Genomic DNA, 20,812 nt, shown 5'->3' with positions numbered 1-20,812 from the left:
CTCGGCGGGCGGACGGCACACATCGGTGAACCCGCCGAGGGAAAACTACACAATCCCCCGGTTAGGAGATTTTCGCGGTTACATAGTGGCCGGGAGCGGTCAAAACCGGCAAAGCCGCCGCGACCGTCCGAGTCAACACCCGCGGCGGGTCCTGCTCCACCAGCTTCGTCGAAACAATCCCCGGCGCCTCCGAAGCGACAATCCCAGGATTACTTCCCGTGGCCATTACCATGGCCTCCGCCGTGGTTCCGAACTGGGTGCGGCCCACCGACTCGGCGGCAGGGGCGGGTAGGATAATCAGCCGGTCCGCCGGGAGAGTGCGAACATATTCACCATCCACCTTGACCTGCGCATCGTAGGCTTCGATAGGCGCCAATCCCCACTGCAAACGAACCTGATTCAACTGGGTGGGGGAAATCGCGGTCGGAGCACCCGAGCCGGAATACAGCTGAGCCACGTACTCCTTGCTAGCGCAGAGTTTCGCGATAATCTCCGAGGACGCCAACACAAGCCCGGGGGCGGGAGCACCGTATACGGTGCGCGCCGCACGAACCCAGTTCTGCTCATCCGTCAAAGGCTTCGCGGAAGCGCCGGACCACGCGCCGGTCACATCATCGGCGATAGTCTTACCACCGACCTTATCGAACCCGATGGACTGGATCACACCGTTCTCGCTGATTTCGACCTTACGGGTCGCCAACAGTGAACCCGCCGCCAACTCCAGGCGCGCCCAAATCGCGTCTGTCTGGGTTTTAGCCTTATCGAACGCGGCGGCCTCCAAAGCGTTTTGGTTCGCGCCGTTGATAATCGGCTGCAGGAGCATCTCGAATTCTTCCACCGGCTCTTTGCCGCCCAAAGGCGGGAAGTAGCCCTCGGTGACGGAGCGAGTCGCGTCAATATTCGAGTAAGGGGCGGGCGCGTTGTGTACCCGATATTTCGCGGCCTCGACGGTCACGTCCACGTTCGCGATCCGGTATTTCGGGGAGTCGATGGCTTCGGGCGGCAACACTTGGGAGGTGAGCCGGAAGTCGGCGCGGTTCGGCACCTGACGCACGAAATAAGTCAAAGAATCATCAGTCAAATTTGGCAAAAGTTCAATCATGGTTCAAGTTCCTCTCATTAGGCTTGGGTGCGGATAGCCACCGGCAGGGTCAGGTTCGCGGGCAGGGCCGGAAGCTTAGAGTTGACGGTTCCGCGAGTGAATAGCACGGCGGGGGCGGTCGCGCGTCCCGTGTCCGGAACATCGAAAAGCAGCAGGCCCGCGGCGGCGGTCGGCTTTTCAGGGGTTCCCGCCGCGGCTTTCTTGAAAGTCCCGTCCGTGTCTTTGACGAGCGGGACACCGGACTTGAAAACACCGTCCTCGGCGGTCAAACCGGCGGTTTTCAGGGTGATAGATTCACGGTCTCGGGTTTCATCGAAATAGACCCAGTCCGGAAACATGGAAAGGTCATCAGCCACTGTGACTGGTTCGTAAATAGGCATAATATTAGCCCCTCTCTTTTGGTTGAAAGAATAAAGGTCGCGTTATTTTTATAACGGTCGTTACACCGTCTCGGACTGTTGTCCGGTTCCCGCGTTTTATAGCCAGCGGGGGTTTGCGGCCTCTCAACTTTCAACCCATAGAAAAGGGGCTAACATTGAGGATTGGTTATTCAGTTATGTTGTGCGTTTTCGCGGGCTATTCTTTAGCTCGGTTAAACCCAGCATAGCATGAAGATTGTTTCTTTGACGCGCCCGTTTTATTAGCGTGATAATCTCTCTCACTTATTCCGCTTTCACATATCCGTACTTCTCGGCATATACGCGCCCCAGTCCGCCAGGCTTAGATCCCGTATCCGGGCTGGCGGGTGTGTTTACGGGAGGAATGTTAGGGGTTTTTACCGCATTGAACATTTCGGGGCGGCGGGTTTTCAGCCCCTCGGCGGCGGTTTTGACCTCATCGGCTGATGCGTCCGATGGAATATCTAGGAGGCGTACCGCGTCGCTCAGGTTGTCCCCTGTGGCTCCAAGCTCAATCAAGGCACTTTTTTTCAACAAAAGGGCCTCCGCGGCGGCGGTTTGCGCGGTTTTCTCACTCAATGCCTTTTCACGATCCGCCAACTCCCGCTCTTTCTTTTCCGTCTCGGTTTCCGCCGCTTGCCTGTCTGCCTTTGCCTGATCAATAAACGCCTTCAACTTTTCCGCGTCCTCGAACCCTAAACTTTCCGCGACCTCGCGTTTGCCCGCCCGCTCCGCTTGAGCGCGTGCCGCGTTAATACGCTCGTTCAATTCTGCCACGGTAAAAGTCTTTTCAACTGGTGCATCATTTTCGGTCATAAGATTACCCGTCCTTTCAATATATAATAGGGATATAACCTACAAACGATTTTAGCAAAACGGGCGGCCAAAAGAGTTTGGGGAAAACGTGAGTATTCTTTCGGTCGTTATTCCAGGAATCGCCGCCCTTTTGGGTGTGCTGGTTCCTCAAGTCTTTATGCACCGGAAAAATAGGGCCGAGTCCCACAAGACAGAGTCCGAGGCTTTGTCTATCGATATAGCGAATATGCAAAAGTTGGACGCTATCTTAGGTCAGGTAAAAAACTCGCATAAGTCGAATATGCGTGAGGATTTAGACAACCTGATTTATTTACAGAGACAGTCTGAATCTAGGTCTCATAAGCATGAGGAGGATTTAGCGGCGTTGCACGCGGATTTCATAAATTTTAGGGACTGGACGGAGCGCCACATGGGACAAGTCACTAAAAAGTTGGATGCGAATTCTAAGGCTTTACAAGATTACATTCAGAAGCCCCCGGGCTGCTAACAAAGGAAGGAAAATATGGAACCGGAAATTAAACCCACTAGTGAGGAGCAGGAGCTTGTCGCTAACATGGCCGACCCGTCGGGTCTGCCGGAGGGCCAGGAGCCTATCGAGGAGGTTAACTATGGTGGTCGCTAACGACATTCTACGTGTCGCGGCGGGCGAGATCGGCTATTCGCGTTGGAATGACGCCCAGTCGGGGACAAAATACGGCAGGGACTATGCGACCCGACACGGCGCCTGGTACGGCTCTAACGGGGTCTCCTACTGTGCCATGTTCGTGACTTGGCTTTTCCGGCGTGCTGGTATGGATGTTCCCGGCGGGGACTTCGCCTATTGCCCCTATGGAATAGCCCAAATGCGCCGCGCCGGTCTCGAAGTAAACAAATACAATGCCAGACCCGGCGATATTGTGTTTTTCGACTGGGACGGTGGGGTCTCTGACCATGTTGGTGTCGTCGAGTTGAATAAAGGCGGGTATTTGCAGACTATCGAGGGCAACACTTCGTATCGGGGCAAGACAGGGAGCGTGGCTCGGAAAATCCGCTATTGGGGGAATGTTTGTAACGTTTTCCGGCCCCGTTATGGTGCCCCCGCCCCGGCCGCGAGGCCCGCGCCGGTCGGTTCGTTGACGGTGGATGGCTGGTTCGGCGCCCAGTCGATTCGGAAACTGCAGGCCGTTATGGGAACCCCCCAAGACGGTGTTATCAGTTCCCAGCCATCATCCAACCGGGCCTGGGTGCCTAACGCGTCTACCGGGTGGGAATGGGCCGCTAACCGGCACGCGAAAGGCTCCGTTGTCATCCAAGCGTGGCAGCGAAAGATCGGTGCCGCGCCGGACGGGTTTATCGGCCATGGCACGGTTCGGGCTACACAAAAATTCCTGGGCGTGGCTCAAGACGGCTACGCCGGGAAGATCACGATGTCGGCGTGGCAGACATGGTTAAACCAACACTAGAAGAAAGGAAAAGAATATGGTTTACGGTTCTAAATTGTTCTGGTCGGGTGCTTTTGAGCGGGCGGTGAAAACTTTCGCCCAAGCCTTGATTGCGTCTATCGGTACTAGCGCGGTGGCGATAAATGCGGTGGATTGGCCGGTCGTGTTGGCGACTGCGGCGACCGCGTGCCTCCTATCGGTTTTAACCTCGCTTGCTACACCATCAACCGCCAGCAAGTCTGAAACCGTGGTTGCGCAAGACTACGGGTCTAGCCTTGAGGACGAGCCTAAGCACGCCGCCTAAACGCTTCTAAGGAGCAATACACCCCCGTGCGCCTTGTTAAGGGTGCGGGGGTGTATTGTGTCAGCCGCGACTAGAGTTATTTTGAGTTCTCTCATAGTGCCGTCCTTTCTCTTACTTTTCCGCTAGTTGTCTGCGCTCTACGCTCATAGTCGCCGGGGCAAGCCCGAGCTTCTGACGGGCGGCTGCCGTGTCGCCTGTAGCCTCCACGATCGACAGCGCCCCGCTATAGTCGCGGGACTCCAGGATTCGGGCTTCGTCATCTGCGACCGGTACCCCCGCGGCCTCTAGCATCCGCAAGCCCGTTTCCACGGTGATCACTTTCCCGGCTACCGCCGACACGACCGCTGACACGGTGGTTTCTTGGTCTTTCGGCATGAAAGCACCGAACTCTAAGGCGGCGGGATACACGGTTTTGAGTTGTCCGGTTAGCGTCATCATTCTTTGAACCATCTTGAACAACAGGGCATATTTGGGGGCGCGCGCCAACCTCAGCGACCGCACCAAAGCGTTCAACGGGCTGTATTGGATTTGTAACGCGACCCCGGATAGGGCTGCGGTTTCCCCGCCCAAAGCAACCTCGGGAATGCGCGCGTTCCGGCTAAGCCTGGTGGTCAAATCTTTCACCCGCTGCCGCATCTCCGCCAACTGTGGAGCGGTGTTTATCGCTTCAACCCGTCCGCCTTGGTTTACCCACCATACAGCGCCGGGAGCCACCTCCTGCTGACGTTTACTACCATAGGCTGGGGCGTTCGCCGGGTCAGACACTACTAGCATGGGGGTGCCGGTGGTAGCGGACGCGGCGGTCGCGTCCGTGTCCGCCGCGTTCAAATCATCCAAAAGTTGCACTAGGGGGGTTAATGTGGATACCCCGAAATGTTCCGCGCCTGTCACCGTGTTAGGCACATGCACGACGGGGATAAAGTCGATGCCGAGGGGATAGTCTCGGATTGTTTCACCCTGCGAGTTGGTGGCGTATTTAGCGCGGCGCGGGTTCAAATCCAGCAGTCCCCCGCCATACTCCCAGGTGGCCTCAGTCACGAAACACTCCACCGCCGCCGGGGTATGATTCCATGGTAGCGAATACGGCTCTACGGGTTTCAGCTCATAGGTGATGCGCTTCACGAAAGACTGGCTGCCGTCCTCGAAATTCCAAGCCAAATGCACCTTGCTAGGGTATTCGGAGCCGTCCTCTAAGACGGGGAAATAAAACGCAGGGTCGATAACTTTCAGGCGCGGCCGTTCCCCGAACTCTAGCAAATATACCGCGTCGCCGAGAGTGACTGCTTTCCGCTCTGCCTCCATCAGCTTCAAAGAAAAATTCTCAGCAACCGCCCATTCCCTCAATACGGCCTGAGTGGCTTCGTCCGGTGACGTGATTTCCTGGCTGTCTCCCATCACGCTCGCTAGGGTTTGCTCTATCAAAAGCCCCGGGTCGCCGTATTCCCGCAGCTCCCGCCGATCCTGGGAGCCGGGAAGCTGCCATGCGGTTCCCCTAGCGTAGGCGCTTAATACAGTGTAGGCATTTAGGCGGCGTTGGTCTTTCACAGGCACCCATTCGGCGAGATTAAACCCGCTCGTAATATGATGATTTAGTCCGGCCCACGGGTCGATAACAAGATTCTCCATATTTTTATTATATTTCTTGAGGGTTTTGTTTTCTTTGCCCAAAATATAAATCCCCGACGGAACCAATCTGGGTGTTAATCCGCCGGGGACTTTAGGGAGAGCTACACTTTGCAGCCACCTATTATTATTCCACATTCGCGATTAGACATGCGGCGCGGGTTATTGCTTTCCAGCTCCGATAATCTAAATCAAGGCCGGTTTTTCTTTTAGCGTATTCGCAGCCCCCCATCTAAATATTCTTCCTCACTCAAATATTTGTCAGTAATCCCAGGCTAGCAAACAACCCAAAACCCTAGGTCAAAGCAATATTACACCCTGCCCGCTAGCCGACGGTTAAACACCGCCTCGTGCCCGCCACCCTCAAGAAATAGCGCGGTCAAAGCCCACACCATAGAATCCAAAAGGTCCGGAGACTTTTCCCGCCCTTCCCCCGTATAGGTAAGCATTTGCGATTCCAGCTCCTCGAACTTCGCCCCGTCCCCGTAGTGGTGGATTCTTCCTTGCTCATATAGGGTGGCGACCGGCATAGCCCTCCCGCGTTTGTCTTTCACCGCGTGCACGGTTTGGATTCGGATATCCGGCGCGACCATCCTTAGCACGGTGCTAAGATATTCCCCGCCGTTGTTCGCCTCCAAAACCACACGAGACGCGCCATAACGCCGAGCTAAACTAGCCGCTGTTGTCATGGCTTCTACCGGCCTCCAATGGTCCTGCACCGAGTCGATAACGTAGCCTTGGGGTAGTTCGGGGAATCCCGGTACCCCTATCGCGATACCGGCAACAGTTATAGCCGTAAAGTCCGCGCCCTCGGTCGAGTTTACGGCGGGGTCTACCGCCACCACCACATCCGACAAAGGCGGCAAAGTATCCACCCTGAACCCCGGGGTTTCGAAAATAAGGTTCGTCCACAACGCCCCCTCGGTATCTTCAAGTATTTCGCCAGAGAGTTCCTGCGCGCCAAGCCTAGTCCCCCCATAATCCCGGTAGAGCTTCTCCAACGCTATCTCGGAAAGGTTAGGGGCGTTATCTTTCGTGTGTCCCCTGGTGAGAAACACTCCGGCCTTGGCCACCAAGTCCCTAATGTGTTTCACCGGCTTTGGCGTGGTCGAGATCACCATTTGGGGGCTTGGGGATTCGCGCATAGCGAACCACACCTGATCAAAGGCGTCCTGGGCCGTGGTTTTGTTCCAGGCCGCATACTCATCAAACCACGCCTTATCAAAAGCAAAACCGCGCAGGTTGTCGGGTTTCTCAGCGCTGAACCCGTAGATAGTGGAGCCGTTAGTGAGCCGTAGAAAGAAACGGCCGGAACCGCCGGACGCGTTATATTTCGCCTGATACTCCTGCGGGATTACTTTCAACAGTCCGGAAGTTTTATGCTCAAAGCAAATCGACCGCACCAGGGACTCTTTTTTGCCCATGACGCAAATCTGCTGGTTAGGTGTCTTTGCCCATTCCTTGACGAGTTCGGCCGCGGTCCTGGTTTTCCCCCAGCCGCGCCCGGTTAGTAAAACCCACTCATGCCACGCTTCGGCGGGCGGGTGCTGGGTGGCGCGGGCGTGAGGGTATGGGTAGCCGTCATGCGGGCGCCCGTCGCAGTTTTCTTTGTCGCAGTACCACACGGCCTTATCGCGCCGAATCAAAGCCCTAAGCGCGGAGAGACGCGCCATGAAATCCTTATCCATCCCCCAGCTCCCGCTCAATCTCCAGTTTCATCTCTATAAGCAGATCGCGCCGCTCCTCCGGGGTCATAGCCTCCAGGTCAGGAAAACTAGAACCGCCCGACTCCTGCGGGGATTCCTTTACCTTGTCGAACCCGTCCCCGTCCCTGTAATAGTCAGTCGCCATTTTCCCAGCAAGCTCAATCAGCCTCACCCTAGCCGAATCCCCAAGCTCCTCTATCGGGGTGTTCAAAATAACATCCCCCGCCATCTTTTGCGCGCCCGCTATCAATGCTTCCTGAACCTCTTCGGCTTTCAGTTTCTTCGCCGCAAGCCGGTATCTTTTCTTCGCTAAAAGGTGCTGGTCATATTTCGCGGCGCGCTCTTTCCATTTCCATTTAGCCGAATACTCCGCGATAACTGGATATTTTCGCCCGGTCTGCTCTGCCACATCTCCAAGGCTCCGGGCTTGCCCGCCACTTAAATAAAACTGGAAGTATGTAAAGACTTTCTCGGTTTCGCCGGGTTGCCTATCCCAGGGGTGCGCCGGTTGTTTCAACGGTTTCCCCTCCTTTGTCGTGGCGGTTTACTGTTTGCTATTGTATCGCGGGTTTTTCTTTTGGGTTTTGAGGATTTGTGTAGGGCGTGTTTTTTGGTTTGTTCAGCAGTTTTGTTTGTTTTCTTCTTCGTTGTTCCATGTTTCTCGGAGTATGTCTTTCCCGATTTCGATTAGCCCGTAGGCTTCTTCTAGGTTCCATTTTCCGGTTATGGTGTTCACGTTGGTGGAGTGTTCGGTTTCTCCGGTTTCGCGGTTTATAACTTTTTCGATAGTGATTGTCATGACTGGGATCATGGTTTTTTCCCAGTGTTGGTTTTCTTCTTCGTCTAGTTTCATGGGGGGGTTTCCTTTTTTGTGGCCCGCCCCTCAGGTGTTCGGGTCTGGGGGCGGGGTTTGCTGGGGTCTTGCCGAGTTTGCACGGCACAAGCCGGTTGACTGGTCCGGTTTGGTGACTGCACGTTTCCCCAGATCCGACCTTGTGTTTCGTAAGCGAACCGTAACACGGGCCGGAAGTTTTAGAATGGTGGGGTTTCGTCGTGTTGCCCGGTTAGGGGCTGTTGGTTTTGGGGCGGTTGTGTCCACTGGTCGGTTTGGGGTTGTGTCCATGCCTGGTTGTCTTGCGGATCGTTCCATCCCTGGGTGGGTGTTTGGTTTTTCCCTTGCCATTGTGGGATTAGCGCGACCGTTTCGGCGTTCACTTGGAAGGCGCGGACTTGGTTTCCTGTTTTCTGGTCTATCCAGTTGTTCGGCTCCAACTCGCCGGTTATCAAAACTTGGGTGCCTTTGTGTGTTTGTTCTGCGATGGTTTCGCCTTTCTCTCCCCACATGTTCACGTTCAGGAATACGGGGTCTCCTTTATCCTCCCATTGGTTTGTTTGCGGGTTGTGCTGTTTACGGTTGCACGCCACGTTGAGTTTGCATAGGGCTTTCCCGTTTGGGGTGTATCGGATTTCGGGGTCGCCGGTTAACCGGCCTTTGATTTGGATTCTCGGGTATGGCATTTGTGCGTCCTTTCTCTCTTACTATTTTACCGGAATAGTTTTATTCCGGCTGGGTCGGTTTATTGACTGAGATAATACGGAATGATTTTATTGGTTCTCGGCTGGCGGGTAGTTTCTCTAGTTTTTTTCGTTCTGTTCCGATAATGGTTTTCAGAGCATCGTATTCAATCTCGAACGCGGCGAGGGTTTGGGAGGTTATCCTCTCTTTGCGTAGCGTTTCGCGGTTGTTTCGGTACATGTCGAGACCGGCTTCGATTAGTTGCAGCCCTGCCGATAGTTCCTCATATAGGGTGTGTCCCATTGTTATCTGTCCTTTCTATAGTTTCGGGATTTGCATGGTTTGCGCCGTATCAATACACATTAGGGCGGTGTTCAACGTGGCTGAGCGGCGTGTCCAGGTTTGCAGGTTCGCTAGTTCTTGACCGTTGGTTATCTGGTCGGTGAAATAGTGTGCTTCCGCTATGATTCGCATCGCGTCAATGATTTTGTTTCGTGCTTCGACCAGGTGCATTTCGTATTGCATCTGGCCGGGTTTCCCTTGCCCGAATAGTTGCGTTTCTTCACTCACTTTACTGTTCCTCGTTTCTGTAGTTTTCGTTATAGGTTTCGCCCGCTACCTCGATAATCAGCGCGGTTTCCGTAACTGTTGCGCGACCGTTTTCGTTGTCACGTCGTTTAACGGCCCGCCCACGTTTACTTTCTCTATGGTTTTCGCGCGTAGGTTTATTTTTTCAGCCCATTGTGCGAAGTCTCTTTTGATTTGCCCGATCCGGTAGTCTGCTACTAGCGGGGATTTCGTGTTCATTCCTCGTGTTCCTTTATGAATTCTAGAGTGATTTGGTGTTTCGATATTGGTTTAGCTATCGGGTAAATGTGTACCGTGAGTAAATGTTTCGCGTCATCGTCCGGTAAGATACCTGCCTTGATAGCGCCGTCAATAAGCGGTTTCAACATGGGGGAGATGTTTAGTAGGTCGAACCTTTTGGCTCGTAAATATCCTACCCCGATAATAAGATGCGCTTTCTCGAACCTTGGGCAGCCATGAAACTTGTAAAACGCTAACTCTAAGAGTTTGTTTTTCGTGCTCACCCATTGCATAGTATTTTTCGGCATCCGGTTCGAGGTCCGCCACAAGCCCTCTAACTCTTGCGCGAATATGCGCTTATATGCGTCTACCATAGGCCTTCTGTTTCTTCCCATTCCTTGGTTCGTTTTTCGAGTAAATGTTTCAAATGAAGATTCTGTTTCCTGTATTCGATTAGTTTCAGGTTCATTGCTAGTTTTTCAGAGGTTTTGTTGTGTTTCGAAGTAATATCTATCTCGAACCTTTCGGCGGGGGTTAGTCCACCAAATATTTCGAACCTTTGTGAAACGTGGATGCCGCGTTCGAAGATTAGCCCTAAACATAGGCATTCAATAGCGACCGGACACTCTAGACATGATTCAATATAGCGGCCGTCGTCGGTTTTCTCGTCCCACTCTTTATCTCCGACGCATTTACCGGATTCAGTGGTGGCTTCTCGTAAAGCCTGCAATGCGGCTGTCATTGCCCTGGTGGGTTGTTTCGGGTAAAGGTTTTCGCTACCCATTTTGGCCTCCGATCTGCCTCGGGGCTGTTAGGGCGGTTAACGCGGCTGTTCCCGGTGTCGCACCTTGGATGATTTGCCGCCGCCATTCGGCTTCGTATTCCGCGTAAGCCACGGGGTCGCAAGCGATTTCGGCGGGGGGTTGCGGCATCAAGTAGCTGTTTAGGCGTTCGCGTTTTAGCGCGCGCCAAAGCCTGTTTAGATCGGCTGGTTCCATCCAGCCCGTGTTGTTTTTATGCCACTCGATAGCGAGGTTTCTTGCCTCATTCGGTGGCATGTCGGGGTCGAGTGTCGCGGCCCAGTATTCGAGTTTTGCTTGGTCGATTTGTGTGCCTTGGTGTGCTAGTGCGTGGATTTTCAGGGCTTGGTTCGCTGCCTGTAGGTTCATAACATTCTCTCCCAGTAGTTTTTGTCAGAAATGTTGCGTCCGTCCAGTTCGGTATTCGGGGTAAAGCCTTCTTTCTCGAATAAGAAAACGCCGTCCCAGGGTTTTACTTCGATAACTCCTAGTTGCTTGAAAAATTTGAACCACATTTTCGGGTATTCGATATTGTTTTTGTAAAGTCTTTGAATGTAATCCCTGAATTCGTTAATCCGGAAATCGTTTTTTTCATAGTTGCAAATATGGCATGCCGCAAGCAGGTTTTCTTCTGTGTCCGCGCCGCCACAGCTTATAGGGTTTATGTGGTCAAACTCCACCGAGTTTGGTTTTTTTCTTTCCCAGGTGAGCGGGGTTCCGCAATAGGCGCAGCGTCCGCCAAATTGGCTAAATTTGTTCGCTAGTATGGTGTTGCTGAATTTTCGCCGGTTTTTCTTCATCTCGTTTTCCTCCTTTTCGTTGTGTTTCCGGGGTTTTTAGAATGGTGGCGTGTCCCAATCCATCCCTTGCGTGCTATAGTCATCGACGTTAAGGCCGTTTTCCCGCGCGTTTCCTGTCTCGGGGTATAGTTCACTAGATTTTGGGGGGTTCGGCGCTCTATGAGCCGTTTCTGTGACGATTTGGGGGTGTTCTAGCCTCTCCGTGTATTCGTCAATCGCCTTCCACGTGTCGGCGGTACCACCCGTTTTCGACTTCAAAGCGTCCGGCAGCCACCGCAAAGCCGCCCGCCATTCCGCAGCCCAATCCCCCGAGAGGGTTTTCTTCCGGTTGTGGTAATCCCGGAAGAACCCGACTGCTTCGGTTAAGTCAAGAATCCCCGCCGATACTGCGAGGTTCTCGCCCTGGGCGTTCGGCAGCCAATCCGCCGGTAAAGGCCGTTTAGCCGTCTCGGCCTGCCAGCGCGCGTTATCAAGCCTGGTTTTCGCCTCGATGCTCCGCGCCCAAGTCTCCGGCACCCAAGTCCGCAAGGCTTGAGCAAAGCTCAAATGCCAGTTCTTCGAATATTTGCCCTGGTCTGCCCAATCCCTGAAAATCCGTATCGCGTCACCGAGGGGGATTCCCAGCTCCGCGCACTTTTGTTTCGCGTTTTCGGTCGGTTCCCAATCTGGTGGCAAAAGCTCACCGTCCGTTTTTTTCCGTTTGGGTTTCGCGCGCGCTACTATCGCAGCTTTGCTGCGTCCCTCCCCTTGGGGGGTGGGTTCATTTATGAACCCGGGGGGGCTTTTAACTTTTAACCTTTTAACAGTTTCGTTTGTTACCTCACCGTCTAACATGGTGTTACCCTCGTCGCTAACAAAGTTGTAACAAGTTGTTAGATTTTTGTTATCCGATTCGGTAACACTTTGATAGCGGTTTTCCATACCTTTCCGCCCCGCAGACGCGCGTTTACCTGCGAGTTCATCGACCTTGGCGCGGCTCATGTTCATTTCAAGAAAATCATGAACCGCGAGAATTTCAGGATTTCCCGTTTTTTCCCACAACCCGAGTTCCATCATTCGCTGAAACTCCTTTTGAGCCTGTTTTGAGGAAATGCTGAAACGCGAAATGGGGTCGTTTTTAGGAAACAAACCATCGGTCTTATTCCGCTTGCAATACTCGATAGAGTACAGATGTAAACAGATTTCTAACGGGGTCGCTAGCATGATTTTCGGGTTGTGAAAATACCCGTATTCAACCTTAAAGTACCTTTTACGCATATTGGCTTATTCCCTCCATCAGGTACTCGGCGACCGGTAAGCTAATCCCGTTCCCGTACATTTTGAGAAGCTGGGTCTCGGTAGGCTCAGCCTTAAGCCACTCGTCAATAAAACGATCAGTTTTCCGCTTCTGTCCCACCGTGGAAGTCCACGTGTCCCACACTTGTCGCCAAAACACAGGGTCGGTGTTATCTAAAGCCAGCCCGTTTATCCAAGAATCTGGAAAGCCTTGCAAACGCCCCGCCTCTTTACCTGTTAGGTAACGCAGCCTGCCTTTTTGTTCAACCAAAACCCCTGCACCTTCAAGCCCTCCCCCATGCGTCATAAGGGTCGGTGCTACCTCCGCCGATCGCATATCGTTATCAAAATTCACCCTTGCCCAAACACGAGCGTCCTTAGCCTTTTCGGGATCAGTGATCCTCTTTTCGTAAACCGGCGCCGCAAAGTCTCTATCTGCGATTGGTCTAAAAAGGATTTTTCCGGCGGATTGGCCTCCAAAATCTGTAACAACGAAGATTCTTTTACGACGTTGGGGGACTCCCCAATATTGAGAGTCGATAACCCGCCAGGCGATACCGGAATTTTCTCCCACGATAAGCCCATTAGGGAACCACGACTGTCCAGGGGGTTCAGGTATAGTAGCGTGGTTTGTTTCTCCCGTGAGGTTGTGAAAGTTTTGAAGCACGGCTCGGAAATCGGCTCCTCCATTTGAAATAAGGGCTCCTGTGACGTTTTCCCATATCGCGTATCTCGGTAGCGTCCCATTAGTATGTTCCCTCATTTCTCTGGTTATCCTGATTTGTTGAAAGAATAGGCTCGATTTTTCGCCGTCAAATAAACCTTGCCTAGTCATGTTTGCGATTGATAAATCTTGACACGGCGAACCGCCACAAAGAATATCCACAGGTTCTATTGTGTCGCCACACATTTCGGTAATGTCCCCGTAATGTTTCATCTCTGGAATATTCTTTACCGTGACTTTTATCGGGAATGGTTCTATCTCCGAAGCCCACACTGGTTTTATCCCGTACTGTTTAGCGGCCAAAGGGAAAGTTCCTGAACCGTCAAACAGCGACCCTAAACTAATTTGACTCAATTCTCTGCCTCGTCCTCTAAACGGAAATCTTGCAGAATCCGCCACACCCTATAATCCACGTCACTCACTAGGTTTTCCGCGGCCGCCAACTCTTTCTGTCCGTAACGTTTAGCGGTTCCAGCTACCCAAAGATTCAACTCGTGCAATTCATCAGATAGGGATTTCAACACTTCGGACGCGTATTCGCGATCTGTTTTCAATGGCGGTTCTGTGCTTGTTTCACTCATCGTTTGTTCCTTATATAGAGCATTAGCGGGCCTCGATTCCTTTAGCATGGTAGGTGTCCTCCCACCATTCCGGGGGACGCGTTCGGGTCGTCGCCTCACCTACGAAGTACTCGTAAGGGTCACCGGACCGCTCTATAAGCCCCGCCTCTATAAGTTCCCGTAAAACATCAAAATCGAGGTATTCTTCAAAGTCGGCGGGGAAATCATCCAGGCTCGCATACCCGCCATATTCGGCGATAAGCCCGTAAGCCACGAGTGCTTTCAGCGAGATTTGGGTTAGCTTGTACCCGGTCTCTGGCGTCACATACCGCACCATCTACTTTGCCTCGCTTTCCACTAGCCCGCGTTTCTCAGCCTCCGCTTTCCAGCCGCGCCACACGGCCTCGATAGCCCTGGGTGGCCACGTGTCCCACTGGCCTTTAGGTGCGTCCCCGCGCATCACCCACACCGCGGACTTTTGCAGGTTCTCCGGCGCGATTTTCAGCACCCCTGCCCACTCGACGGCAAGACTGATTTGTTTTTCCCGGTCTGCATCTAGCGGGTCTAGAATTTCCCCCGTGGTTTCGTCCACGCTAACGGGTTTTTCCGGCCCTTTCACGGGCTCTGTGGATTCGACTACATCTTTAGCCAGTTCGGTGCCCTCTGTGGGGTTTCCCGCGCCCCCTGAGGGGGTTTCCTCCACCACCTCTGCCACGGCCACATACTGGATGTTTTCCATCTCCTCCGGGGTTAGCTCCTGCCACACGATTTTCCCGGTTTTCGGCGCGTCCTCTGTAGGCTCGGGGACTTCCTCGACCTCGATAACCGGCCCCGCGAGCGGGTCTTGTGGTTCCCCGCCCAGTTCCTCCGCCGTGTACACGAATCCCGCTAACGCGTCTGGCGCACCCATCCGGCACACCTCCGTAATCGCCCGCGCCCGCATCATCTGGTCCGGGTATTGCCGCCAGGACGGGGTAGACACTAGAAGGCCCGCGGTTTTCGCCGCCTCAATATCCCAAGTGACGGTGAAAGGAAAATCCGGGTCATCTTTCCTAATAAGGGTCGCGGTAGCCGAGGGCGGTTTCTTAGTAACCTCCACCCGCAGCTTATGCCCCGCCCTGCGTACCAGCGCTCCCATAAGCTCCGCACTCAACGCGGGTTTACCGTTAATAACATTGATGGTGTTTATCGCCTCAATCGGTTTAAGATCAAGGGCTTCACCCATAGCCATAGCCACAAGCACATTAGCGGGCTGCCGTTGATAAGCCCGTGGTAAAAGATTCGCTTGTGATATTAACGTCGCGTACTGTTTTTGTGCCTCAATCTTTTCTAGCTCGTTTCCCATTAGTCCAATCCTTTCTCTAACTCGCTAAGTTGTTTTCTCATTTCGCGAACCTCGACAAGCATCCGCGCGACTTCTAATTTTTCTTCTAATGCGCGTTTTTGTTGCCGTAGGCTTTCTAAACTCGGAACCATAGACTTCACCGCCGGTTCGGGTTTAGCCTCCTCCGGCCCTGGTTTTTCCGGTTTATGTTCAATAATCGCGATCCTTTTATCCGACTTAGCGCGTTCTTTACCCACAAGAACCTCCTGAATGTCCTGCACGTTCACGAGCCGTTCATTTAGCCATGATTTCTGCGACCGGACTTTACCCGCTTTTATATAGCCGTGAATCGTAGTCGGGGCGATACCAAATAATTCAGCAACCCTCGTTAACGGCTTCCAATTCGCGTTCGCTTTCGGAACCATCAGGAAATAGTCCTCAGCATCCCTCAAGCACTGCTTAGTGTAAATAAAGTAGCCATATTGATTCCTTTCCGGATTTATAATCCCCATATGTTGCAGTCGGTTCACATGCGCCGGCTTTATTTCCAACAGTCTCGCAAGTTCTCCCCGCGTATATGTTGTACCCATCAGTCTTGCCCTTTCTTTTCTGTCACGGCGTGAATTTCACGCACTAGCCGCAGTATTTCCGCGACCATTTCTCACATCGATATTTGGTGGTTTTCTTCCTGATTCAACCCACCTCTTTCGAATAGCCCCAGTTCGGCAAGCTCAAAGTGTCGGTCTGGTAGTGGGTCGGCCACCCGTCCCGCTCCCACCGTTCGAAATCGTTTATCGCCGCGTGATTCAGTTTTTCGCCCTCCACTATCGCGGCATCATCTAGCCGGTAAACCCCCGTAGTGTAGGGCGGGGTTTTCTCCTGCGCGATAAACCAAAACTCCACCTGCGAGCGTTTACATTTGAACGCGGCGGTCAAAGTTTCCTCATACCAGGCGGCCTGCTGGTGGTATCCCAAATCCACTATCGACCTGATAAACCTGGACTTTTTCGCGGATTCCGTCGTCTTATAATCCACGATTTTCAACTTTCCGTCCTGGATCGTTATCCAGTCCGGGCGAGTTCTAACGAGCGTTTTCTTGCCGTTATTCAATTTGAATTCCGTTATATAGGAGCCTTCAGCCTCGCCCTCAAAAGGATTCAACAAAGCGGCCGCGTCAGGGTTAGCCATCACACTCGCCAGCACCTCTTCCAAGGTCTCTTTCTCTTTCACAAGGGTCGGAATAAGACCCTCGGCTATGGCCGCGTCCCTGGCCTCCCTAGCGGTCTTAGTCCTATAATCCGGCGCATCTATCCACTCGATACCCTTACCGCCCTCCAAAATATTGGCGTGCCAAAGGGTGCCTAGCCGCATCGCGTCGGTCGGTGGTTGCGGGTGCGTGCGCTCCCAGTTGAACCGGATTTCATCCCCTCTAGCGATTGTTTTCGCGCCGCTACTAGAGAGAATCCATTTCATCGAGTGATAGGCCGCGTTGCTCATGTCGTATTTGCCCGGCCTGATATCGTGCAAATCTTCCGGTGGTTTTTTAGCCTTGATAAACTTCACTATTCCGTCCCTTTCATTATCTTTTTTGATGCTTCGAGGTTCGCCGCCGCTAACCGAAGCTGGTTCATGGTCTCGGTGTTCAAATCCTCAAGAATCTTGCGTTGCTTCGCTAAAAGGTTGGTTTCAGTTTCTAGCCGCCGGTTAAGCCGCTTCACCTGCCCTATCACCCGCTTATAGTCCTTTATCGCCTGCTCCAGCATCTCCACCCCCCAAGACCCATTCCGGAACATCCAACGGTTGCCCCGCGGTTTCCAGAATCTTCTCCGCCATCGTCAACATGGCGTCACGGTAACCGGCATTGAAATACACGTCCTGGTTTGATTCGATATCTATCTGCGCGTCCTTAGCGCAAGCTATCGCCTCGTGATAGAGCCGCATAACCTCCATTGAGGTGAGTCCCGCCGTCATAGTGGCAGTTTCCGGCCAGGCAGGCTCAAAATCCACCCCCAGCCTCGCCCTAGCCGTGGCCTTTAATAGCCCATCTAGTCTTGTTGTAATACCCTTTCTCATTTGTTTTTCCCTTTCTAATCAGTGGCCTGCCGGCCGGTTTCTAAATCAATCCATGTGTCTCGGTATTCCGAATACGCGACCCGGTTTCTCCCTTTCACGTGCTTCGACAGGAGGAGGCCCCAGTTTTTAGCGGTCGCCCTGCGGGATTCGACCCACCCGTGACACCCCGTCGTTCCCGAGCCACAAAGCAAAATCAGATTCGTAGAGCTGTTGATGTCGGGGTCGCGGGTTCCACCCATCCCCCGCGGTTTCCTGTGGTGAATCGAATAAGGCTTGCAAGGCACCCATTCGACGCCGTCCCACGACGCTAGGGGTTTACCGCAACGGAAACATCTCCCGCCCTCACGGCCTATAACCGCCCGTTTGGTTTCTAATGTTGGCCCCGTGTTTCTCACTGTTTCATCGCCTCCACCCATGCCGCTAGGTCTTTCGTGTCGATACGGATAGCCCGCCCGCTAGGGGTAGAGAAATATTTGAGTTTCGGCAGACGCGGGTCTGTGACGTGCATAGCCTCCCGCAAAACTTTCTGTGAGAGGTTCACGCGATCCGCTGCTTCTTGTAGGGTCAAAAGTTCCATCAGTCCTCTTTCTCCGGTGCCTGAGAAACCCGCCCGGGGTCGTCCACGCGGTGGCGGTAACCGTCCTGAAACCACTCCTCGTACCGGATGCTGCCATCCGGATAGTAGCTGGTGTTTTTTTCTACACCGTTGTCTAAATTCTCGGTCTTGGTGCTCATAGTGGCTCCTTTCTGGTTATGGGTGTAGGAGTATCGCTGGGATGGTGCAGGCACTGTCGGGTGTGGCGGTGCGGGGGTGGAAATACCACAGGTCGGTTTCGACCTGCCGGGCGTTGCCTTCCGTCACGAACACGCCGTGTAGCGCGTTCCCGTCCGGGTTGTTGTGGGCGGTTCCCATTACTGGCCAGTCGCCCGGATATTGGCTTAAAAGTTCAATGAGTTCTTTCACGGTGGCTGCTATCTGCCGCATTATTCCTCCCCAGCCCGATAAGCCTTAGCAATGCAAGATGGTGTCGGTGCGTGTTTTGCGGTCATGTATTCGAGCCAAAAATCTCGTAGGCAGTCGTCACACAGAAAGACGACTTTCGAATCATGCCTAATATCTTCCAGGTCTTTCTGTTTTTCCCACTTGAGGGCTTTGTCGTATGCGGCCCCGTATGAGATGTTCGCTAGGCAGCCTCCCTCATAATGAAAACCGCAGAAACAAGCGCAGTCGATTATTTCGTGAAACTCTGCGCCGCAACGTCCACATTCTTGTAAAATGGTTTCTGGGGTACGCATTTAGGCCACCGCCCTGCAAAACTTGTTAATGAAGTACTGTTGGCCTTTGCCCGTGACTTTCGGGGTCTTAGTGAGCCGGTTCAGGCCGTCCGCGCCCACAACCAGGGACTCCTTGATTCGGAAAAGCCCCAACTCCATTGATTTCTGGGTCGGCATGTTCCAGCGGTCCCCCGGCGTCGAACATAGATAGTGCTCGTCGCGTAGGATTTGAAACAGGCGGTTTTGGCCTATCAGCACGCCCATGCCGCGCAAGATTTTCGCTAAGTCCCCTACGAGGATTGTTTCTTGTGTTCCCGCTACCGCCTCCGCGAACAAGATTTTGGGGGCGTCCGCTTCCGCCTTAGCTTCCAAGGCGAGGCGCGCGTCGCGGTCTTTTTTCCAGTTTTCCGCCATTTGGATAATCGCGTCCGGGGTAGTGATAGCCCGCCACGCGGCCTCCATATCCCCGTAGTGTCCGGTTCGGCGGATAGTCGGAAGTACTTCCTCGAATACCCATTTCTCGAATCTTGCCGCGGTGGGTAGTTTGGAGTGGGTGATGAGCCGGTACAGGTCAGGCTCGGTGATGAATGTGAATTCTTGCGTCCCACCAGCAGTTTCAAGGGGGTAACGTTTCGTTACCCCCTTTGTATGGTCGCCCAACGCCTTGCTAGGGTTCGTGTATCCGAGAATGGTACACACGTCTTTACCACAGAACAGGGTTTCTCCGTCCACGGTCGCGGTACGCAACTCCTGGCTATCAAACTCGAACCGCGTAATATCTTGCGTAATCATTGTTCCCTCTTTCCTCTTATGCCGCCGTTTTGACCGTGGTTACACTTGCCAACTCGTCTAAGGTCATCCCTGAAATGGCGGCTAGGCGCGCCAATAGGTCTTGTGAGATTGCTTCACCTTGAGCAAGCCGGGTTAGCCGGTCGGGTGTGATTCCCAGGGCTGCCGCTAACCCCTCATGCGCTAGGTTGTGCTGTTTCAGTACAGTGTGGATAACACCGGTTTTTAGGCTGATTATCAACATTCCAACTCCTTCCGCAGTTGTCATACTGACTAATTTAGCCATCTTGATTTACTTTGTCAAGTCATGTCGGGTAAGTTACCCACTTTGCCTAATAGTGTGGTATTATTTCAATGTGACTAAATCAATCACTTGGTACGAAGAAACTGTCGCCGGGGATTCCGTGAACCAGGTAGCCCGCAAAACCGGGCTATCCCAGTCCACTCTCAACCGGCAAGTAACCCAGTACTATCAACTCTCCCCGGAGGCAGCGGTCACCATTGCCCGCGCCTACAAAGTAGACACTCTGGAAGCATTGATAGTCACCGACCTAATCACACCCGAAGAAGCAGCAAGCTATCGGAATGTCGATTTAGATTCGCTAGTCCCATCTGTCCTAGAACGTGCTACTGACACGCAGCTGACCAGGGAACTAACTAGGCGGTTAAATATGCTTGCTGAAATGCAAGCATCCCAGGACTAGCCATAACTGAATAAAAAACAGGTTGCCCCGTGACCCTAAAGCGAGCCACGGAGCAACCTGTCGATATTTTCGACAAGTTCAATCACCCAGACGCGAGCGGATACACTCCCGCTCGCAGTAGATGTCTACTTGGTCTTAGCTAGACGCTTCTCAATCCGTTCCTCGCGTTTATCCCAGTCCCCGTTCCAGCCTTTACGCCGCGCCTCACGAATCACTTTCAACGCGTCACCGTAGCGTTTTTCCTTTTCCAAGACTATCGCCATACGCTTATAGCCATGATGCTCAGGCAACTTAAAAACGCCCGGATTCCACTCACCTTCCGCACGCATTCTCTCAATCGTGACAGATTTTATTGAATCAAACTCACGCTTAAAAGCTCTTCGCGCTTTCGCCTCCATCTCAATCTGTAACCGCGCGCATTCCATAGACCTCTCAAAATAAACCGGGTCATCACGCAGCACATAAAAAACGTACACACGCGCCCGCAACCCCCGTACATGGAACGGCTAATAGACCAGGCGGTAGCCAACACCCTAATCGACTTCGACATCTACCGATACTGGGAAAATGAGCTAGGCGGCCACGCGGGAGGCATCGCTAAAGCCCTCGAACAGCCCTTATGGCTGATAGAGGCTTACCGACGTACGAGTAAGGGGTGAAAACTCTAAAACCGTTTGTCTAATACAACTTGCCTTTATTATGCAAGTCATGCTAGACTTGTAGGGTGAAGAGGAAAGCAATGATTAAGAAACTCCAGCTCGAAGCGAAACGCCGCGGGCGAGAATTCGAAATCAA

30 protein-coding genes are annotated in these 20,812 nt (G+C 53.1%); 3 read left to right on the top strand and 27 right to left on the bottom strand.

The features are described 5' to 3' along the window. Positions 1-61 precede the first annotated feature (61 nt). The 3 genes from FYJ63_RS01435 to FYJ63_RS01425 form a co-directional block, all read right to left on the bottom strand. Positions 62-1,102 (bottom strand): major capsid protein, encoded by a 1,041-nt coding sequence (locus FYJ63_RS01435; RefSeq protein WP_154543094.1) that lies wholly within the window; start codon positions 1,100-1,102, stop codon positions 62-64. Positions 1,103-1,119: 17 nt separating this feature from the next. Next, entirely contained in the window at positions 1,120-1,482 is a 363-nt protein-coding gene (locus FYJ63_RS01430) for a hypothetical protein (RefSeq protein ID WP_154543092.1), read from the bottom strand. 282 nt (positions 1,483-1,764) lie between these two features. Further along, a complete protein-coding gene (locus FYJ63_RS01425) occupies positions 1,765-2,316 on the bottom strand; it encodes a hypothetical protein (RefSeq protein WP_154543090.1) in 552 nt (183 codons plus the stop codon). 608 nt (positions 2,317-2,924) lie between these two features. Between FYJ63_RS01425 and FYJ63_RS01420 the strand changes: the two genes are divergently transcribed. Then, entirely contained in the window at positions 2,925-3,758 is an 834-nt protein-coding gene (locus FYJ63_RS01420; protein ID WP_154543088.1) for a CHAP domain-containing protein, read from the top strand. Between the two features lie 16 nt (positions 3,759-3,774). Beyond that, positions 3,775-4,041, top strand: coding sequence for a holin (locus FYJ63_RS01415; RefSeq protein WP_154543086.1), 267 nt, complete (start codon positions 3,775-3,777; stop codon positions 4,039-4,041). A gap of 111 nt (positions 4,042-4,152) precedes the next feature. Here the strand turns inward: FYJ63_RS01415 and FYJ63_RS01410 are convergent, their stop codons facing one another. The 23 genes from FYJ63_RS01410 to FYJ63_RS01290 all read right to left on the bottom strand — a co-directional run bounded on the left by FYJ63_RS01410 (position 4,153) and on the right by FYJ63_RS01290 (position 19,599). Beyond that, positions 4,153-5,667 (bottom strand): hypothetical protein, encoded by a 1,515-nt coding sequence (locus FYJ63_RS01410; protein WP_154543084.1) that lies wholly within the window; start codon positions 5,665-5,667, stop codon positions 4,153-4,155. 308 nt (positions 5,668-5,975) lie between these two features. Then, positions 5,976-7,352: a terminase large subunit domain-containing protein gene (locus FYJ63_RS01405; RefSeq protein WP_154543082.1), complete on the bottom strand. Its 1,377-nt coding sequence runs from the start codon at positions 7,350-7,352 to the stop codon at positions 5,976-5,978. After that, a complete protein-coding gene (locus FYJ63_RS01400; protein ID WP_154543080.1) occupies positions 7,345-7,779 on the bottom strand; it encodes a hypothetical protein in 435 nt (144 codons plus the stop codon). The genes FYJ63_RS01405 and FYJ63_RS01400 overlap by 8 nt, the downstream gene beginning before the upstream one ends. Before the next feature lie 210 nt (positions 7,780-7,989). Continuing rightward, positions 7,990-8,223, bottom strand: coding sequence for a hypothetical protein (locus FYJ63_RS01395; protein ID WP_154543078.1), 234 nt, complete (start codon positions 8,221-8,223; stop codon positions 7,990-7,992). A gap of 179 nt (positions 8,224-8,402) precedes the next feature. Then, a complete protein-coding gene (locus FYJ63_RS01390; RefSeq protein WP_154543076.1) occupies positions 8,403-8,888 on the bottom strand; it encodes a single-stranded DNA-binding protein in 486 nt (161 codons plus the stop codon). A gap of 40 nt (positions 8,889-8,928) precedes the next feature. Continuing rightward, positions 8,929-9,189 (bottom strand): hypothetical protein, encoded by a 261-nt coding sequence (locus tag FYJ63_RS01385; RefSeq protein ID WP_154543074.1) that lies wholly within the window; start codon positions 9,187-9,189, stop codon positions 8,929-8,931. 15 nt (positions 9,190-9,204) lie between these two features. Then, on the bottom strand, positions 9,205-9,456 hold the full coding sequence (locus tag FYJ63_RS01380) for a hypothetical protein (RefSeq protein WP_154543066.1): 252 nt from the start codon (positions 9,454-9,456) through the stop codon (positions 9,205-9,207). A gap of 604 nt (positions 9,457-10,060) precedes the next feature. Beyond that, positions 10,061-10,477, bottom strand: a complete 417-nt coding sequence (locus tag FYJ63_RS01375) for a WhiB family transcriptional regulator (protein WP_154543064.1) — start codon at positions 10,475-10,477, stop codon at positions 10,061-10,063. Next, positions 10,470-10,862 carry a hypothetical protein gene (locus tag FYJ63_RS01370; RefSeq protein WP_154543062.1) on the bottom strand — a complete coding sequence of 131 codons (393 nt, stop codon included), beginning with the start codon at positions 10,860-10,862 and terminating at the stop codon, positions 10,470-10,472. The genes FYJ63_RS01375 and FYJ63_RS01370 overlap by 8 nt, the downstream gene beginning before the upstream one ends. Beyond that, positions 10,859-11,293, bottom strand: a complete 435-nt coding sequence (locus tag FYJ63_RS01365) for an HNH endonuclease (protein WP_154543060.1) — start codon at positions 11,291-11,293, stop codon at positions 10,859-10,861. The genes FYJ63_RS01370 and FYJ63_RS01365 overlap by 4 nt, the downstream gene beginning before the upstream one ends. 36 nt (positions 11,294-11,329) lie before the next feature. Continuing rightward, a complete protein-coding gene (locus tag FYJ63_RS11080) occupies positions 11,330-12,349 on the bottom strand; it encodes a hypothetical protein (RefSeq protein WP_229769850.1) in 1,020 nt (339 codons plus the stop codon). Positions 12,350-12,542: 193 nt separating this feature from the next. Beyond that, the gene (locus FYJ63_RS01355; RefSeq protein ID WP_154543056.1) at positions 12,543-13,646 is read right to left on the bottom strand and encodes a DNA cytosine methyltransferase; all 1,104 of its coding nucleotides are present in this window, start codon (positions 13,644-13,646) and stop codon (positions 12,543-12,545) included. Further along, positions 13,643-13,873, bottom strand: coding sequence for a hypothetical protein (locus tag FYJ63_RS01350; RefSeq protein WP_154543054.1), 231 nt, complete (start codon positions 13,871-13,873; stop codon positions 13,643-13,645). Before FYJ63_RS01350 ends, FYJ63_RS01355 begins: the two co-directional genes overlap by 4 nt. A 22-nt stretch (positions 13,874-13,895) precedes the next feature. Further along, positions 13,896-14,177, bottom strand: coding sequence for a dimerization/docking domain-containing protein (locus FYJ63_RS01345; protein ID WP_154543052.1), 282 nt, complete (start codon positions 14,175-14,177; stop codon positions 13,896-13,898). A 12-nt stretch (positions 14,178-14,189) separates the two neighbouring features. Beyond that, positions 14,190-15,197, bottom strand: a complete 1,008-nt coding sequence (locus FYJ63_RS01340; protein ID WP_154543050.1) for a recombinase family protein — start codon at positions 15,195-15,197, stop codon at positions 14,190-14,192. After that, a complete protein-coding gene (locus FYJ63_RS01335; RefSeq protein ID WP_154543048.1) occupies positions 15,197-15,766 on the bottom strand; it encodes a MerR family transcriptional regulator in 570 nt (189 codons plus the stop codon). Before FYJ63_RS01335 ends, FYJ63_RS01340 begins: the two co-directional genes overlap by 1 nt. A gap of 103 nt (positions 15,767-15,869) precedes the next feature. Next, on the bottom strand, positions 15,870-16,739 hold the full coding sequence (locus FYJ63_RS01330) for a PD-(D/E)XK nuclease-like domain-containing protein (RefSeq protein WP_154543046.1): 870 nt from the start codon (positions 16,737-16,739) through the stop codon (positions 15,870-15,872). 171 nt (positions 16,740-16,910) lie between these two features. Continuing rightward, positions 16,911-17,249 (bottom strand): hypothetical protein, encoded by a 339-nt coding sequence (locus tag FYJ63_RS01320; RefSeq protein WP_154543042.1) that lies wholly within the window; start codon positions 17,247-17,249, stop codon positions 16,911-16,913. 391 nt (positions 17,250-17,640) lie between these two features. Then, positions 17,641-17,826: a MerR family transcriptional regulator gene (locus tag FYJ63_RS01310; protein ID WP_154543038.1), complete on the bottom strand. Its 186-nt coding sequence runs from the start codon at positions 17,824-17,826 to the stop codon at positions 17,641-17,643. Next, complete coding sequence (locus tag FYJ63_RS01305) at positions 17,826-17,984, bottom strand: hypothetical protein (RefSeq protein ID WP_154543036.1); 159 nt, start codon at positions 17,982-17,984, stop codon at positions 17,826-17,828. The genes FYJ63_RS01310 and FYJ63_RS01305 overlap by 1 nt, the downstream gene beginning before the upstream one ends. Positions 17,985-18,000: 16 nt before the next feature. Then, on the bottom strand, positions 18,001-18,234 hold the full coding sequence (locus tag FYJ63_RS01300) for a hypothetical protein (protein ID WP_154543034.1): 234 nt from the start codon (positions 18,232-18,234) through the stop codon (positions 18,001-18,003). Positions 18,235-18,545: 311 nt separating this feature from the next. After that, complete coding sequence (locus tag FYJ63_RS01295; RefSeq protein WP_154543032.1) at positions 18,546-19,316, bottom strand: phage antirepressor; 771 nt, start codon at positions 19,314-19,316, stop codon at positions 18,546-18,548. A gap of 16 nt (positions 19,317-19,332) precedes the next feature. Further along, positions 19,333-19,599 (bottom strand): helix-turn-helix domain-containing protein, encoded by a 267-nt coding sequence (locus tag FYJ63_RS01290; RefSeq protein WP_154543030.1) that lies wholly within the window; start codon positions 19,597-19,599, stop codon positions 19,333-19,335. 70 nt (positions 19,600-19,669) lie between these two features. Between FYJ63_RS01290 and FYJ63_RS01285 the strand changes: the two genes are divergently transcribed. Further along, positions 19,670-20,017: a helix-turn-helix domain-containing protein gene (locus tag FYJ63_RS01285; protein WP_154543028.1), complete on the top strand. Its 348-nt coding sequence runs from the start codon at positions 19,670-19,672 to the stop codon at positions 20,015-20,017. Between the two features lie 125 nt (positions 20,018-20,142). Here FYJ63_RS01285 and FYJ63_RS01280 read toward each other — a convergent pair whose 3' ends face one another. Then, on the bottom strand, positions 20,143-20,478 hold the full coding sequence (locus tag FYJ63_RS01280) for a hypothetical protein (protein WP_154543026.1): 336 nt from the start codon (positions 20,476-20,478) through the stop codon (positions 20,143-20,145). Positions 20,479-20,812 lie beyond the last annotated feature (334 nt).

It is taken from the genome of Mobiluncus porci (assembly GCF_009695935.1).
Lineage (GTDB): Bacteria > Actinomycetota > Actinomycetes > Actinomycetales > Actinomycetaceae > Mobiluncus > Mobiluncus porci.
Note: the sequence above shows the minus strand (reverse complement) of the source record. Positions and strands in the feature narration are given on the sequence as shown.

Coding starts and splice junctions, on each gene's coding strand:
- FYJ63_RS01435 (WP_154543094.1), bottom strand. CDS start 1,102: ATGATTGAACTTTTGCCAAATTTGACTGATGATTCTTTGACTTATTTC.
- FYJ63_RS01430 (WP_154543092.1), bottom strand. CDS start 1,482: ATGCCTATTTACGAACCAGTCACAGTGGCTGATGACCTTTCCATGTTT.
- FYJ63_RS01425 (WP_154543090.1), bottom strand. CDS start 2,316: ATGACCGAAAATGATGCACCAGTTGAAAAGACTTTTACCGTGGCAGAA.
- FYJ63_RS01420 (WP_154543088.1), top strand. CDS start 2,925: ATGGTGGTCGCTAACGACATTCTACGTGTCGCGGCGGGCGAGATCGGC.
- FYJ63_RS01415 (WP_154543086.1), top strand. CDS start 3,775: ATGGTTTACGGTTCTAAATTGTTCTGGTCGGGTGCTTTTGAGCGGGCG.
- FYJ63_RS01410 (WP_154543084.1), bottom strand. CDS start 5,667: ATGGAGAATCTTGTTATCGACCCGTGGGCCGGACTAAATCATCATATT.
- FYJ63_RS01405 (WP_154543082.1), bottom strand. CDS start 7,352: ATGGATAAGGATTTCATGGCGCGTCTCTCCGCGCTTAGGGCTTTGATT.
- FYJ63_RS01395 (WP_154543078.1), bottom strand. CDS start 8,223: ATGAAACTAGACGAAGAAGAAAACCAACACTGGGAAAAAACCATGATC.
- FYJ63_RS01390 (WP_154543076.1), bottom strand. CDS start 8,888: ATGCCATACCCGAGAATCCAAATCAAAGGCCGGTTAACCGGCGACCCC.
- FYJ63_RS01385 (WP_154543074.1), bottom strand. CDS start 9,189: ATGGGACACACCCTATATGAGGAACTATCGGCAGGGCTGCAACTAATC.
- FYJ63_RS01375 (WP_154543064.1), bottom strand. CDS start 10,477: ATGGGTAGCGAAAACCTTTACCCGAAACAACCCACCAGGGCAATGACA.
- FYJ63_RS01370 (WP_154543062.1), bottom strand. CDS start 10,862: ATGAACCTACAGGCAGCGAACCAAGCCCTGAAAATCCACGCACTAGCA.
- FYJ63_RS01365 (WP_154543060.1), bottom strand. CDS start 11,293: ATGAAGAAAAACCGGCGAAAATTCAGCAACACCATACTAGCGAACAAA.
- FYJ63_RS11080 (WP_229769850.1), bottom strand. CDS start 12,349: ATGATGGAACTCGGGTTGTGGGAAAAAACGGGAAATCCTGAAATTCTC.
- FYJ63_RS01350 (WP_154543054.1), bottom strand. CDS start 13,873: ATGAGTGAAACAAGCACAGAACCGCCATTGAAAACAGATCGCGAATAC.
- FYJ63_RS01340 (WP_154543050.1), bottom strand. CDS start 15,197: ATGGGAAACGAGCTAGAAAAGATTGAGGCACAAAAACAGTACGCGACG.
- FYJ63_RS01335 (WP_154543048.1), bottom strand. CDS start 15,766: ATGGGTACAACATATACGCGGGGAGAACTTGCGAGACTGTTGGAAATA.
- FYJ63_RS01320 (WP_154543042.1), bottom strand. CDS start 17,249: ATGAGAAAGGGTATTACAACAAGACTAGATGGGCTATTAAAGGCCACG.
- FYJ63_RS01310 (WP_154543038.1), bottom strand. CDS start 17,826: ATGGAACTTTTGACCCTACAAGAAGCAGCGGATCGCGTGAACCTCTCA.
- FYJ63_RS01305 (WP_154543036.1), bottom strand. CDS start 17,984: ATGAGCACCAAGACCGAGAATTTAGACAACGGTGTAGAAAAAAACACC.
- FYJ63_RS01300 (WP_154543034.1), bottom strand. CDS start 18,234: ATGCGGCAGATAGCAGCCACCGTGAAAGAACTCATTGAACTTTTAAGC.
- FYJ63_RS01295 (WP_154543032.1), bottom strand. CDS start 19,316: ATGATTACGCAAGATATTACGCGGTTCGAGTTTGATAGCCAGGAGTTG.
- FYJ63_RS01290 (WP_154543030.1), bottom strand. CDS start 19,599: ATGGCTAAATTAGTCAGTATGACAACTGCGGAAGGAGTTGGAATGTTG.